11 protein-coding genes are annotated in these 15,107 nt (G+C 57.3%); 1 reads left to right on the top strand and 10 read right to left on the bottom strand.

Going from position 1 to position 15,107, the window contains the following annotated elements; all coding sequences use genetic code 11:
* Positions 1 to 264: 264 nt before the first annotated feature.
* The gene (gene ppx, locus YERSI8AC_RS02360) at positions 265 to 1,818 is read left to right on the top strand and encodes an exopolyphosphatase (RefSeq protein ID WP_022520182.1); all 1,554 of its coding nucleotides are present in this window, start codon (positions 265 to 267) and stop codon (positions 1,816 to 1,818) included.
* On the opposite strand, the gene tilS is transcribed toward ppx, so the two are convergent.
* The 10 genes from tilS to bamA form a co-directional block, all read right to left on the bottom strand.
* Positions 1,793 to 3,091: a tRNA lysidine(34) synthetase TilS gene (gene tilS / locus YERSI8AC_RS02355; RefSeq protein WP_138800402.1), complete on the bottom strand. Its 1,299-nt coding sequence runs from the start codon at positions 3,089 to 3,091 to the stop codon at positions 1,793 to 1,795. The genes ppx and tilS overlap by 26 nt on opposite strands.
* Positions 3,072 to 4,028 carry an acetyl-CoA carboxylase carboxyl transferase subunit alpha gene (gene accA, locus YERSI8AC_RS02350; protein ID WP_022520184.1) on the bottom strand — a complete coding sequence of 319 codons (957 nt, stop codon included), beginning with the start codon at positions 4,026 to 4,028 and terminating at the stop codon, positions 3,072 to 3,074. Before accA ends, tilS begins: the two co-directional genes overlap by 20 nt.
* 283 nt (positions 4,029 to 4,311) lie before the next feature.
* Complete coding sequence (gene dnaE / locus YERSI8AC_RS02345) at positions 4,312 to 7,824, bottom strand: DNA polymerase III subunit alpha (protein ID WP_138800401.1); 3,513 nt, start codon at positions 7,822 to 7,824, stop codon at positions 4,312 to 4,314.
* 37 nt (positions 7,825 to 7,861) lie between these two features.
* On the bottom strand, positions 7,862 to 8,494 hold the full coding sequence (gene rnhB, locus YERSI8AC_RS02340) for a ribonuclease HII (RefSeq protein ID WP_027957771.1): 633 nt from the start codon (positions 8,492 to 8,494) through the stop codon (positions 7,862 to 7,864).
* On the bottom strand, positions 8,484 to 9,656 hold the full coding sequence (lpxB, locus tag YERSI8AC_RS02335; protein WP_159175996.1) for a lipid-A-disaccharide synthase: 1,173 nt from the start codon (positions 9,654 to 9,656) through the stop codon (positions 8,484 to 8,486). Before lpxB ends, rnhB begins: the two co-directional genes overlap by 11 nt.
* 17 nt (positions 9,657 to 9,673) lie before the next feature.
* Positions 9,674 to 10,441, bottom strand: a complete 768-nt coding sequence (gene lpxA, locus YERSI8AC_RS02330; RefSeq protein ID WP_022520188.1) for an acyl-ACP--UDP-N-acetylglucosamine O-acyltransferase — start codon at positions 10,439 to 10,441, stop codon at positions 9,674 to 9,676.
* Positions 10,438 to 10,881 carry a 3-hydroxyacyl-ACP dehydratase FabZ gene (gene fabZ / locus YERSI8AC_RS02325; RefSeq protein WP_022520189.1) on the bottom strand — a complete coding sequence of 148 codons (444 nt, stop codon included), beginning with the start codon at positions 10,879 to 10,881 and terminating at the stop codon, positions 10,438 to 10,440. Before fabZ ends, lpxA begins: the two co-directional genes overlap by 4 nt.
* 147 nt (positions 10,882 to 11,028) lie before the next feature.
* Entirely contained in the window at positions 11,029 to 12,063 is a 1,035-nt protein-coding gene (gene lpxD, locus YERSI8AC_RS02320) for a UDP-3-O-(3-hydroxymyristoyl)glucosamine N-acyltransferase (RefSeq protein WP_009288490.1), read from the bottom strand.
* 53 nt (positions 12,064 to 12,116) lie between these two features.
* The gene (locus YERSI8AC_RS02315; RefSeq protein WP_027957768.1) at positions 12,117 to 12,617 is read right to left on the bottom strand and encodes an OmpH family outer membrane protein; all 501 of its coding nucleotides are present in this window, start codon (positions 12,615 to 12,617) and stop codon (positions 12,117 to 12,119) included.
* A 74-nt stretch (positions 12,618 to 12,691) separates the two neighbouring features.
* A complete protein-coding gene (gene bamA / locus YERSI8AC_RS02310) occupies positions 12,692 to 15,043 on the bottom strand; it encodes an outer membrane protein assembly factor BamA (protein WP_022520190.1) in 2,352 nt (783 codons plus the stop codon).
* Positions 15,044 to 15,107: the final 64 nt, after the last annotated feature.

Below are 15,107 nucleotides of genomic sequence, written 5' to 3'. Positions count from 1 at the left end.
GCTGACGCTAACGGGATAAACAGTGAATAACGTCTGGGGCGACCAAGGTGCCGTACTTGCACGACGCATGCAAGATGATTTATCTAAACAGCGACTCATCTCAGCTGCGCAGTACTTGTGGACACGCTAACTAACCAGGTCAGATCAGGCCAGTAGCTCGATGGTAGTCAAGCGCCGCGACAAACGCAAGCCTTTAGGTGTCTAGCAATTGACAATAGATAAAGGTCGCCGCAACCTTGGCACAGCCAACACGAAGGAAAGCTCATGCCCAAGGACATTTCGCTCCCCATTGCCACCGCTCCCGCTGAGGTAGACAGCGGTGCGCCGCAGCGCTTCGCCGCTATAGACCTGGGTTCCAACAGCTTTCATCTACTGGTGGCCAATTACCAGCATGAACGCCTCCAGGTGGTGGCCCGATTGGGCGAAAAGGTGCAGCTCGCCGCGGGTTTAGACGATGATGGCCTGCTCAGCGAAGAGTCAATGCAGCGCGCACTAGACTGCCTGGGCCGCTTCGCGCCGTTTTTAAGCGATATCACCAACGCCAATTTGCGCATTGTCGGCACTAATGCGCTACGCGATGCCGATAATAGCCAAACATTTATCGAACGCGCCGAAGCACAATTAGGCCACGCCATCGAAATTATCGCCGGCCGCGAAGAGGCTCGGCTGATTTATTTAGGCGCCGCCCACGCGCTGGCCGAAAATGGCCGCCGATTAATCGTCGATATTGGCGGCGGCTCGACCGAATTCATTATTGGTGAAGCTTTTGAGCCCAAAGCGCTGGAGAGCCTGCGCATGGGCTGCGTGACATTTTCCCGACGCTTCTTCTCCGACGGCGAGTTGAACGAAAAACGTATGCGCCGCGCCGAGCTCGCCGCTCTTTCAGAGCTCGCCAACATTCAGCGCCCCTATCAACGCCTGGGCTGGGACGACCCAGTCGGCTCCAGCGGCACGATCAAGGCCGCCGCCAGCGTGTTGCATGCCTATGGCGATACGCCCCACGAGGGTGTTATCACTCGCGCCGGTTTAAAGAAGCTGCGCGAACGGCTGCTGAAGTGCAAGCAACTGGATAAAGTCGCGCTGGAGGGCCTCAAGGCTGACCGTGCCAAAGTTTTCCCGGCGGGGATTGCCATTCTTGGGGCGATTTTTGAAGCCTTTGATTTAACCCAAATGCGTTTTGCCGATGGGGCGCTGCGTGAAGGCGTGCTCTACGATATGGCCGGGCGCAATACCGCCGAAGACTCGCGCTCGAAAAGCCTGGAGTCGCTACAGCGCACTTACGATGTTGATACCCGCCAAGGGCTTAACGTCGCCGACACTGCCGAGCGGCTGTTTCAGCAGGTACGCCATGCGTGGTCGCTAAACCTTGACCAAGGGCGCTATTTGCAGTGGGCTAGCCACGTGCATGAAATCGGCCTGGCGATCTCTCACAGCCAGTTTCATCGCCACGGCGCCTACCTGCTGGAGCATTCGGATCTCGCGGGTTTTTCACGCCCTGAACAGCGCCAACTGGCGTTTTTAGTGCGCGCGCACCGGCGTAAATTTCCGCTCAAGGAGTGGCAGGCCCTGCCGGAAGCGCAACAGGAGACGACCCAGAAGCTCGCCCGACTGCTGCGTTTAGCCGTTTTGCTCAACCATTCCCGCCCGGAAACCGCGCCCTCGCTACCGGAAATAAGCGCTGACAGCGATAGCTTGACGATCACGCTGCCTGCCAGCGATGAACCCACCCTGCTGAGTACCGACCTGGAACAGGAGCAGGCGTTTATGGAAGCCGCCGGTTTTAAGCTGATCGTTAAGCAGGCGAAGTCAGACGTGTAAAGCAAACGCCCTCTGCCTGCCATAACAGCTGAGCAGGGGGACAAACCACCCCGATACACGCCTCACCCTGCATGATAACCACCAGCCGCTGGCGCTCCCAGGGCGGCATATCCGCCTCTTGTAGCAACCGCTTTAGGTCGCGCCGCCCTCGTTTAGGCAGTTGAATAACCTCCCCACCTTGTCGCCAGGTCGCTCTCAGCGGTTGAGACGGCTCTTGTAATGAGGCCACCTGCCACCCTAGCGGCCCGATAGGCGTTTCCAGTGGCGTTTGACCATCCCAGCTAACCTCCCACGACGATAACGCTTCAAAAGGCACCATCAGATAGAGCCGCTGGCGCCATAGGCGCGCCTGAGCACCCGGCCACTCAACGCACACCGCGGCACCCGCCTTGGCATTCAATTGATCCAGCAGGCTCTCTAAACGCTTCTGGGGCGGTGTTGGCAAGCCTTGCTGTTGGCAAAGAGTACGCACCAGCAGCCGCTGGCGGGGACGGGAGCGCTGACTAAGTGCGCTCGCATCTATCTGCCCTTCTCCGGTGACGAGCTCGTTTAGCTCGGCTGCTAAATACTCGCTAAGCACCGCATCTGCGTCACCGGCGTTGGTTGCGCTATTGGCTAAAGCAGCGACGGCTGTGGGCCAGCGCTCGCGCAATGCTGGCAATATTCGATGGCGCAGGCGGTTGCGATCAAAGCGAATATCTTGATTGGTGGGATCTTCGCACCAGCGCAACTCAAGCAGCCCAGCCGCAGCTTCAAGTTCAGCTCGGTGCACGGAGAGCCAGGGACGCACCAAGGTGGTACTTTGGGCCTCCCGGCGATAGGGCATACCGGCCAGGCCGCGTAGCCCGCTGCCGCGCAGAGCGGCGAGCAGAAAGGTTTCCGCCTGATCATCCTGGTGCTGGGCCAGCCAGAGCGTATCGCCAGTGGGAATGGTGGCCAAAAAAGCCTCATAGCGGGCGTTGCGAGCGGCGCCTTCGATGCCTTCACCTTGTGCATCTACCGTCACATTGACCACGGTCAGCGGCACGTTCAAACGCACACACATATCCCGGCAGTGCGCCTCGAACGTCTGCGCTGCTGCCTGTAGGCCGTGGTTAATGTGGATAGCCCGCAAATGGCGGTCTGCTTGTTCGCAGGCCCGTGCGGCTAACGCGAGCAGCAGGCAGGAGTCCAAACCACCTGAGAGTGCCACCCAAATAGAGCGCCCCGGCGGGGTTTCCGCCAGGGCGTCGTTGAGCAAGCGTTGCAGCGTATTAAGCGGCTGGGGCGCCATAGCTCATTAAACGCTTGTAGCGACGCTCCAGCAGCGCGTCAGTGTCCATTGACTGCAGACGCCCCAAGCTCGCGGTAAGCGCCTCTTTGACCCGCTCAGCAGTGGTTAGCGGGTGACGGTGGGAACCACCGAGCGGCTCTTTGATCAGCGAATCGACGAAACCCAGCTCTTTCAGTCGCTCGGCGGTAATGCCCATAGCCTGAGCGGCGTCAGAGGCTTTTTCAGCGCTTTTCCATAAGATCGATGCGCAGCCTTCCGGTGAGATCACCGAGTAGGTCGAATACTGCAGCATTTGCAGTTCGTCGCAGACGCCAATTGCCAGCGCGCCACCGGAGCCGCCCTCGCCCACCACGGTGGAGATAATCGGTGTTTTCAGCCGCGACATAACGGCCAGGTTATAGGCGATGGCCTCTGACTGACCGCGCTCTTCGGCGTCGATACCGGGATAGGCGCCGGGGGTATCGATAAAGGTCAGGATCGGCATTTTAAAGCGCTCGGCCATCTCCATCAGACGGCACGCTTTGCGGTAGCCTTCTGGGCGCGGCATACCGAAGTTGCGGCGCACTTTCTCTTTTACATCGCGGCCTTTTTGATGGCCAATCACCATCACTGGTGCATCATTCAACCGCGCAATGCCACCTACCAGCGCGGCATCATCGGCGAAGTTGCGATCACCGTGCAGCTCGTCAAAGTCGGTGAAGATGTGTTCGAGGTAGTCCAACGTGTAGGGACGCTGAGGGTGCCGTGATAGCTGGGAAACCTGCCAGGGAGTCAAATCCTTGAAGATCGATTCCGTCAGCTTGCGGCTCTTCTCTTCCAGCCGAGCGATCTCGTCGGAAAGGTTGACTTGGCTATCGGAGCTGACTAGACGCAGCTCCTCAATTTTTGCCTGAAGTTCGGCAATCGGCTGTTCAAAATCGAGATAATTAGGATTCATCGGCTCTGCCTGTAAGCTGCCTGTCAAAAACAAGCCTGATCAAAATAAGTATTATCGCACCCTGACCCTGCCACGCAAGGTGGGCTCACTTATGCACAGAGTGCAATCTCACGAGGGCAGGTCTCCGCGAGGGCGCTGTGAACCCATCCTTGGGCGCTACTTTCGCCATCTGACCGCCATGGATGGCGGAAATGCCGGAATTGTCAGGAACATTTTCCGGCCCTGGCCGAAAGACCCTCGCTTCAACCTGCCCTCTTCCGATAGTTTAGTGACGTATCGTCAGCTATCGATAGCGTAGCTGTACGCCTGTCTGACCCTGGACATCCTGCAGCGCCAGCAGTAAGTCGTCGCTCGGTGCGACTTTCCACTCATCGGCAAGTTCCAGCCAAGCCACTGCCGCTGGGTGGCGGTACTGCAGGCGCACCGGCAACCCCTCTTGATCGCGATACGGCGTCAGGCTGTCGCGCAGGGTTTCAATTAAGCGGCCATTGATCTGCCCCGCGTCCAATGCCAGTTCCACGGCTTGGCCGTAGCGAATGCGCGCCGTCACCATTGGTGTAACGTCTTTACCGCGTAGGCGCAGGCCACCAGAGTATTCGTCGCTGGAGACTTCGCCCTCAACGATGAGTACCTGATCAGCCTCAATCTGACCGCGTAGTTGCTCGAATAGCTCCCCAAACAGCGAAGCTTCAATACGCCCGGTGCGGTCATCCAGGGTGATAAACGCCATGGTATCACCACGCTTTGACTTCATGGTGCGCACGCCGACCACTAGCCCAGCAACGCGCTGGGGGTCGCGAGAAGGTTTTAAATCGCTGATCCGCGTGGAGACAAAACGTTTTAGCTCCCGCTCGTACTCGTCGATCGGGTGCCCTGTCAGGTAAAGCCCCAGGGTATCTTTCTCCCCTGAGAGCCGTTCGCGATCGGTCCACTCACGGGCGTTGATGTATTCGGCGTAAACGTTGCTGTCACCGTCACTTTCATCGGCCGCGGCGAACGCATCACCAAACATATCCAGCATGCCCAGATTCTGATTGGCGTGGTTTTGGGCAGCGGCTTTTAGCGCGTCCTCCATCGCTGCGAACAGCACCGCACGATTGGGGCCTAGGGTATCCAGCGCGCCGGAGCGAATCAGCGCCTCCAGGGTGCGCTTATTCATCCGCTTGGGATCAATGCGGCGGCAGAAATCGAAGATATCTTTAAAGGGGCCATCTGCCTCGCGGGCTTCGACAATGGCGCCAATGGGCCCTTCGCCCACGCCGCGAATTGCGCCTAGCCCATAGACCACACGCGCATCGGTATCGACGGTGAACTTGTAACCACCGACGTTGACGTTCGGCGGCGTTACGGTGAGCTTGAGGTTCCGACACTCCTCAATCAGCGGCACCACTTTATCCAGGTTGTCCATTTCCGTGGACATAACGGCGGCCATAAAGGGCCCCGGATAGTGGGCTTTCAGCCACGCAGTTTGGTAAGACACCAGCGCGTAGGCAGCCGAGTGAGACTTGTTAAAGCCGTAACCGGCGAATTTCTCTACCAGGTCAAAGATGTTACCGGCCAGGTCTTTATCGATACCGTTGGCGGCACACCCCTCCATAAAGCCGTCACGCTGCTTGGCCATCTCTTCGGGCTTTTTCTTACCCATGGCACGGCGCAGCATATCGGCCTGGCCGAGGCTGTAGCCTGCCATTACCTGAGCGATCTGCATGACCTGCTCTTGGTAGAGGATGATGCCGTAGGTGGGCGCCAAGACAGGTTTCAACAGCTCGTGCTGGTAATCCGGGTGTGGATAAGAGACTTCGGCCCGGCCGTGCTTACGGTTGATAAAGTCGTCGACCATGCCCGACTGCAGTGGGCCGGGGCGGAACAGTGCCACCAGGGCGATCATATCGTCCAGGGAGTCAGGCAGCAGGCGCTTGATCAGCTCCTTCATGCCGCGGGATTCGAGCTGGAAGACCGCCGTGGTTTCAGCGCGCTTGAGCATCTCGAAGGTTGGCGCGTCGTCCAGCGGGATGCTGTCGATGTTGAGCGGATCCTGGCCGTTAACGCTGCGCACCTTGTCGACCATCTCTAGTGCCCAGTCGATAATCGTCAGCGTCCGCAGGCCCAGGAAGTCGAACTTGACCAGCCCCGCCTCTTCAATATCGTTTTTATCGAACTGTACCACCAAGCCGGAGCCATCTTCATCGCAGAGCAGCGGTGAGAAATCGGTCAGTTTGGTGGGGGCGATGACCACGCCACCGGCGTGCTTGCCGGTGCCCCGGGTGGTGCCCTCAAGCTTGAGCGCCATTTCCCAGATCTCTTCGGCCTCTTCATCGTTGCCGATAAACTCTTTGAGCGCGGGTTCCTGCTCAATCGCCTTGGCCAGGGTCATGCCTACTTCAAAGGGAATCAGCTTGGAGAGCTTATCCCCCAGCGAGTACGGACGGCCTTGGGCACGGGCGACGTCGCGCACCACGGCCTTCGCCGCCATGGTGCCAAAAGTAACAATCTGGGAGACCGCATTGCGCCCGTAGCGCTCGGCTACGTACTCGATCACCTTGTCGCGTTTTTCCATGCAGAAGTCGACGTCAAAGTCGGGCATGGAGACACGTTCGGGGTTAAGAAAGCGCTCGAACAGCAGGTCGTAGCCAATCGGGTCTAAGTCAGTGATCTTTTGCGCGTAGGCCACTAGCGAACCAGCACCGGAACCACGCCCCGGGCCTACCGGTACGCGGTTGTCCTTGGCCCACTGGATGAAGTCCATCACGATCAGGAAGTAGCCAGGGAACCCCATCTGGATAATAACGTTGAGCTCGAACTCCAGCCGGTCGCGGTAGCGCTGGTCGATCGCCTGGTACTCTTCGCTGTCGCGGGGGTAGCGTTCAGCGGGAAACAAAAAATCCAACCGCTCGGTTAAACCGTCATGGGATACTTTGCGGAAGAACTCATCCTGGGTCATCCCTTCGGGAATGCCGAACTCGGGCAGGAAAATCTCGCCCAGGCGCACATCCACGCTGCAGCGCTCGGCGATCATCACGCTGTTTTCCAGCGCTTCGGGGATATCGGCAAACAGCGCCGCCATCTCGTCGGGGCTTTTTAAGTACTGCTCTTCAGTGTAGCGGCGTTCGCGGCGTGGGTCGTCCAGCGCTTTACCTTCACCGATGGCGACGCGGGTCTCGTGGGCCCAATAATCTTCGCGCTCAAGAAAGCGCACGTCATTGGTCGCCACCACTGGCGTGCCTGTTTCAATGGCCAGCTTGACGCTGGCGTGAACGCAGGCCTCTTCCAGCGGGCGCCCGGTGCGAATCAACTCTAGATAAAAGCGCTCGGGAAAGGCCGCCTGCCACTCTTCGAGCAGCACCCGCGCATCCTGTTCGTGATCAGATAGCAGGTGGCGGCCAATCTCACCCTCCCGCGCGCCGGAAAGCGCAATCAAGCCTTCGCTCTGCTCCAGCACCCACTGTTTATCGAGAATGGCGCGCCCCTGCCGTTGACCATGCGTCCAACCTTTCGAGATCAACTCGGTCAGGTTGCGATAGCCAATATCGTTCATCGCCAGCAGCGTTAGCCGGTAAGGGTGGGACTCGTCATGGGGATTATGGAGCCATAAGTCGCTGCCAATAATCGGCTTCAACCCCGCCCCCTGGGCGGCTTTGTAGAACTTCACCAGGCCGAACAGGTTGGTTTCATCGGTCAAGGCCAGCGCTGGCATCGCCCGTTCAGCCGTGGTGCTAACCAGCGACTTTAGCTTCACTAAGCCATCGACCAGGGAATATTCACTGTGCAAACGTAAATGAACGAACGGAACCGTCATGAGACTCTCAGCAAAACGCTAGGTGAAGAAAAATACGTTAAAGCAGCGCCAACTGACGCTGCACAGGCGCGAAGCTACGACGATGTTCGGCCAGTGGCCCGTGAGCTGCAAGCGCCGTCAGGTGCTCTTTGGTCGGGTAGCCTTTATGGCGCGCAAAACCATACTCAGGATAGCACTCATCCAAGGCGACCATCTGCGCATCGCGAGCGACCTTGGCCAAAATCGACGCCGCGGCAATCGCACAGTGGCGTGAATCGCCCTTTACCACGGCCTGGCCAGGCAACAGATGGCCAGGTAATTTGTTGCCATCCACGAGTAGATATTCCGCCGCCGGTGCCAGCGCATCAATGGCTCGACGCATGGCCAAGTGGGTGGCGTGGTAAATATTCAGCGCATCCACTTCTGCTGCGCTGGCTTCTGCCACGGCAAAGGCCAGCGCCCGCTCGCGAATTTGTGTATCCAGTGCTTCACGCCTGCGCGCCGTCAACTTTTTAGAGTCGGTAAGACCGTCAATCGGCTGAGCGGGGTCGAGAATCACCGCCGCGGCCACCACGCTGCCGATCAGCGGCCCTCGGCCTACTTCATCGACCCCCGCCAGCCGCTCGCCGCTGTAGGCAATTTCCAGCGTTGGAAAATCCTTGTGCTCGATCAACCAGTGCTCAATGGCCATCAACACTCTCCAGCGGCTGACCCGCGGCCAACAGGTTAATCGCCTCGGCGGCGCGACGGCTGGCGTTACGCTGGAGCGTAGCGTGCATCTCGGCAAAGCGTGTTTCCAAAGCATGTCGACTTGCCTCGTCGGCCAACATAGCGCTGAGCTGGTCGGCAATCGCCTCTGGAGAGGCGGCGTCTTGAATCAGCTCGGGTACCAGCGTCTCCTGGGCAATCAAATTGGGTAGCGATACCCACTGGGTTTTCACCATTCGTTTAGCCAGCCAGTGGGTGGCTGGGGCCATTTTGTAGGCCACTAGCATGGTGCGGTGGCACAACATGGCTTCCAGCGCGGCGGTCCCCGAGGCCAGCAGTACCACATCGCTCGCCACCATGGCTTCGCGGGCCTGACCATCCAAAAGCGCAGTACGCTCCACCAACAGCGGGTAACTAGCCAGCAGTGCGCTGATTTCCCGGCGGCGATCAGCGGTGGCTGCAGGAATCACCACTTGCAGCGTGGGGTGGCGCTGGCAGAGCTGTTCGGCAGCGTTAAGAAAGGTGTCACCCAAAAAGCGAATTTCATTGGCCCGGGAGCCGGGCAGCAGCGCTAACACCTGACTATCCGGCGCCAGCTTCAGCGCCTGACGGGTGGCAATACGGTCATTTTCCAGCGGCATTTCGTCGGCCAGAGGGTGACCCACAAAGGCAACGGGAACACGGTGTTTGCGATAGAAGGCGGCTTCAAAAGGCAGCAGTGTCAGCATGCCGTCCACCGATTTAGAGATGCCTTTTACCCGCCCCTGACGCCACGCCCATACGGAAGGGCTTACGTAATGGGCAGTGGTAATACCCGTTTCGCGGAGCTGGCGCTCCAGGCCTAAATTGAAATCAGGCGCATCGATGCCGAGCATAATATCCGGCTGCCAGGCCAGCGCTTCGGCTTTTAGGGTGCGCCGCACACGGATCAGTTCGGGGAGATGCTTAAGCACTTCAACCAGCCCCATTACCGCGAGGGTCTCTAAAGGGAAGCGGCTCTCCATGCCTTCCGCCTGCATGCGCGGCCCGCCGATGCCACGAAACTCGACGCCAGGGTAGCGTGCTTTAAGCTCGCGCATCAGCCCAGCGCCGAGGATATCGCCGGAGAGTTCCCCAGCCACGAGATAGACACGTTGCAGGGTCATAAAATGATTAGCATGGGTTAACGGGTGATGCCGCGGGTAGAACGCTCAATGGAGGCGGCGAAATGCTCGATCTCGGGCAAATCAAAGCGGCTACGCATTTCGACAAGCGCCTGCTCTGTAGTCAGCCCCTGGCGATAAACCATTTTATAGGCGGTGGTTAAGGCGCTAACTGCTTCGCGGCTAAAGCCGCGGCGCTTTAAGCCCACTAGGTTGAGTCCACGCGCTTCGGCAGGGTTGCCATTAATCATGATATAGGCGGGTGTGTCCTTGGTGATAATCGAGCCACCACCGGCCATGGCGTGATCGCCAAAGTGACAGAACTGATGCACTGCCGCCAACCCACCCAGAATGGCATGATCACCGACGGTGACATGGCCCGCCAAGGTAACCTGATTGGCTAAAATGCAGTCGTTACCAATCACGCAGTCATGGCCGACATGCACGTAGGCCATAAACAGGTTGCGCGAACCAATGGTGGTTTCGCTGCGATCCTGAACGGTGCCTCGATGAATCGTGGCGCCTTCACGGACCACATTATCGTCGCCCATCACTAACCGCGTGGGTTCGCCTGCGTATTTTTTGTCCTGACAGTCTTCACCTACCGAGGCAAACTGAAAGATACGCGTACGTTCGCCTAGCGAGGTGGGGCCTTTAACCACCACATGAGGGCCTATCACGGAGCCCGCGCCGATCGTGACGTCGGGGCCAATGATGCTAAAGGGGCCAACCTCAACGTCGTCGGCAAGGCGCGCCGCCGGGTCGACCAGTGCAGTCGGATGTATCAAGCCACCTTCCTCTCGGCACAAATAATTTCTGCTTCGCAGGCCAGCTCACCGTCAACCGTGGCACGGCATGCAAATTTCCAGATACCCCGTTTACCTCTAATCACGTCGGCCTCTAAGGTGAGCTTGTCGCCCGGCATTACCGGGCGTTTAAAGCGCACTTTATCGCTGCCCACGAGATAGTACACATAACCATCGGCAGGCAGTTTATTGACCGTTTTAAAACCGAGAATGCCGCATACCTGGGCCAGGGCTTCAATCACCAGTACGCCGGGCATAATCGGGTGATGCGGAAAGTGGCCGTTAAAAAATGGCTCATTAATGCTGACATTTTTGTACGCAACGATGGATTCGCCGGTGGTTAATTGCGTTACTCGATCCACCAGCAAAAAGGGGTAACGGTGGGGCAAGTACTCGCGAATTTCATTGATATCCATAACCATCGTAGCGACCTCTAAAATAACAAAAACCTGCAGCTCCTGAAGAGTGTCAGGCAAATACCAGCACGTGCACTGGTTAAAAGGCTGTGGATTATACCCCGCTGTTATCTAGTCTCAAACCAGCAGCGGGTAAAAGTCATGCAGCCGTTACTATTCACGTTGCTTTTTTTCCAATCGAGCCAGGCGCTTAGCGATGTCATCAAGCTGTTTAAAACGCACCGCGTTTTTACGCCACTGGGCATTAGCCATGGCGCCAGTACCGGATGAGTAGACCCCCGGTTCATGGATTGAGTTCGTGACAAGGCTCATACCTGTCACCTGAACGCCGTCGCAAATGGTTAGGTGACCGGATAAACCGACCCCACCACCCAGCATGCAGTGCTTACCGACCTTGGTCGAACCAGCAATGCCCACACAGCCTGCTAAGGCGCTGTGGTCACCGATAATGACGTTATGGGCGATTTGTACCTGACTATCAATTTTGACGTCATCACCAATCACCGTATCTCCCAAAGCGCCACGATCGATGCTGGAGCAACTGCCTACTTCAACGTCGTCGCCAAGCACTACGCCCCCCAATTGGGCGATTTTATGCCAGCCAGCGCCATCGTGGGCAAACCCGAAGCCGTCGCCGCCAATCACACAGCCGCTTTGCAAGATGCCCCGTTTACCGATAACCACGCCATGGCAGAGGGTGACATTGGCGTGCAGGCGCGTTGCTTCGCCGATAATTGTATCGGCTCCCACCACGCTGCCCGCCCCAATGACCACACGGTCGCCCAGCACCACGCCTGATTCAATCACTGCATGAGCTTGAATGCAGACATCGGCGCCTAGCTGAGCATCTTCCGCCACGACGGCGGTGGGGTGAATACCGACGATATCGCGGGCAGGCAGTGGGTCAAACAACTGCGATAGCTTGGCATAGCCCAAGTAAGGGTTATCGATTTCCAGACGCGCTACCGGGCAGTGCTTGCCATGCTCAGGGTGCAGCAATACCGCGGCCGCCTTGGTCGTCGCCAAATCTTTCAGGTAGGCACGATTGGCCAGAAAAGCCACTTGATCCGGCTGCGCTTCTTTTAGCGTCGCCAAGCCGCGTATCGGCTGCTGGGCATTACCGCTGACGGCAATGCCCAATTGGCGCGCAATGTCTGCGAGGGTAAAGTGATGAGAAGCGTGCGTCATGGGAGCCCAGGGAAGCGTTGGTGTGGCCTGACCACACCAATTAGCGTTTAAATTTAGTTCAAGGTATCAAAAATCTGGGTGACTTCATCGGTCACATTGGGCAGATCCACACCTGAGTGCAGTACGCCCTGGGGTTCAACCAGCACATCAATACCATGGCGTTCCAGCACTTCTGCTACCGCTTGTTCCAGCTTAGGCTCGGCGCCTTCTAAAAACTGCTGCTCGGAACGCTGCTGTGCCTGCATTACTTCCTGGCGAAGCTGTTCAAAACGGCTGCCTTTCTGCTGAAGCTCGCTAATCAGCGACTCCCGCTGGGACTGAGCCATCGTTTCGCCTTCGTTCTGCAAACGCTGCTGAAGCTGCTGCAACTCATTACCCAGGTTTTGCGCTTCACGCTGCTGATTGCCAATTTGCCCTTCCAGAGTACTCATTGACGCCTGTGCGGACTGGGTATTCATCAATGCTGCTCGCCAATCCAACACTGCTACTTCTGCAGCGTGAGCGGGCAAAATCATCGCGCCCAACAGGCATACCACCGCTGTCAGTTTACGCATCATGTTATCTCCTTAGGTCACGCTAGCGCGCGCCACCATGGCACGCGGTCTAGCAAAATTAGAACGTTTGCCCTTTAGAACGTTTGTCCTAATGAGAACTGGAAGAACTGAGTGTCGTCACCGCTCTTATCGTTCAATGGCTCAGCAATGCTAAAGGTCAGCGGGCCTACCGGTGTCAGCCAAGAGAGGCCAATACCGGCGCTGTAGCGCAAATCGCCTAGATCAACGCCGGAGTTACACTGCTGACGCCCTGCGTCTTCTGCAAGCACATCGTAGCAAGAGGTCAGGAAGGTATTACCGCCATCCAAGAATAGCGATGTTTGCAGCGCGCGCTGATCTTCAACAAAGGGCAGCGGGAAAATGATCTCGGCGCTACCTTCTACTGAAACGTTACCGCCCAGCGTGCGGTCACGGCCGCCTTCGGTTGCTGGCGTGGTGCGCTGCCCAAGCGTATTCGACGTGAAGCCACGCACCGAGCCAAGACCACCCGCGTAGAAGTTTTCATAGAAGGGGAAGGGATCGTTGCCGCCCAGCGTATCGGCATAGCCGACATTGCCGGTAAATTTGAACGCCCAGGACTCGTCATCGTTAATCGGGAAGAGCTGTTGAGCACGGGCGCGCAGCTTGTAGTACTCCGAATCACTGCCCGGCACGCCGGTTTCCAGCGACAGTCGCTGATAGTTGCCATCGGTCGGCATAATACCGCGGTTGAGATTGTTGCGTGTCCAACTAGCGGTCAGCTTCAGGCTTTGCGCATCTTCGCCCTGATCTTCCACATAGCGACGAATTTCTGAGGCCGTGTCGAAGTAGGTTTTCACCGTTAGGTCTTCAACGCTGGCACCGAAGTTAAGACGCGACAGTTCGCTTACGGGGTAACCAAAGTTGATACCGGCACCATAGGCATCCGTCGAGAACGTCGAAATATCCGAATCGGCGTAATCTGTTTCGCGGTAAAAAACATTGTAGCCGCGAGAAATGCCATCCAACGTCCAGTAGGGATCAGTGAAGCCAAAGTTCACACTGGTAAAGGTGTCGCTGCGCTGAGCCCCTACATTGACCCGGTTACCCGTACCCAAGAAGTTATTTTGTGACAAGCCGACACCGTAAATAACCCCGGCACTCTGGGAGAAACCAACGCTGGCAGAGACCGACCCCGAGGGCTGCTCTTCGACATTATAAGTAACGTCGAGTAAATCCGGCTCACCAGGTACAGGCTGGGTATCCACTTCTACTTGGCTAAAAAAGCCCAGGCGTTCAAGGCGCTGACGCGATTGTGTAATGGCTTCGGTGGAAGCGGGTGCGCCCTCCAACTGAATCATTTCACGCCGCAGTACTTCATCCTGAGTAGTCGTATTACCGTAGAACTCGATACGACGCACGTAGGCGCGTTCACCGGGATTGACAGCAATCACCAGATCGACCGTTTCACCGTCCCCTGCCATTTCAGGCACGCCTTGAATATCAGCAAAGGCGAAGCCTTCGGCACCCAAACGCTGGCGCAGGGCTTCGGTGGAGGCATTCACATCGCCGCGGGAGAAAATCTCTCCCTCTTTAACGGTGAGTAACTGGCGAGCTTCGTTTTCGCTGATCTGTAGATCACCCGCGAAACGAATATCACCTACCCGGTACTGGGCGCCTTCATCGACGTTTAGTGTAATAAAGATTTCGGATTTTTCCGGACCAATCGACACCTGAGTCGAGGTGACATCGAAGTTGACGTAGCCACGATCTAGGTAGAACGAGCGCAGCCGCTCAATATCACCGGAAAGCGCTTCACGGGAGTACTCGTCGCTAGAGAACCAGCCGAAAAAGCGTCCTGGCCGATCATTTAACTCAAACACGCCACGCAGCGTTTCATCATCAAAGGCTTCGTTACCAACGATATTGATTTGGCGAATCTTGGCCACTTCGCCTTCGTTGATATTGATATTGACCTGTACCCGGCCCTCATCAACCTCTTCCACTTCGGTATCGATGCTGGCGCTGTAGCGACCTTGAGACTGGTAGACGCCTTCCAGCTCGCGCTGTATCTCTTCCAGCGTAGAGAGCTCCAGTACCTGACCTTCCGAGAGCCCCGATTCACGCAAACCATTGCGCAAGTCCTCTTCGGAGATCTGATCGTTGCCGCTGATCTGTAGCCGCGCAATAGTCGGACGCTCGACGACCTGAATAACCAGTACATCGCCTTCGCGTGCCAGGGAGACATCGTCAAATAGCCCTGTGGCAAATAAGTCACGGGCAGCAGCAGCTAATTGCTCTTCGCTGACGCGCTCATTGGCACTCACCGGAAATGCATTGAAGACCGAGGCGGCGGATACCCGCTGCAGTCCTTCCACTCGAATGTCTGAAACATCAAAGGATTGTGCTTGGGCGCCGCTGGCGCCTGCCAGCAAGAGTGCCGCCATTCCAAGGGTCTTGATTTTCATGCAGTCAATTCGCTCGCGTTGGTCTGCCTATCATTCCAGAAAGGCACCATATACATTTGTGCAG

The sequence above is a fragment of the Halomonas sp. 113 genome (assembly GCF_904067645.1).
Lineage (GTDB): Bacteria > Pseudomonadota > Gammaproteobacteria > Pseudomonadales > Halomonadaceae > Vreelandella > Vreelandella titanicae.
This window is presented reverse-complemented; position numbering and strand designations above follow the sequence as displayed.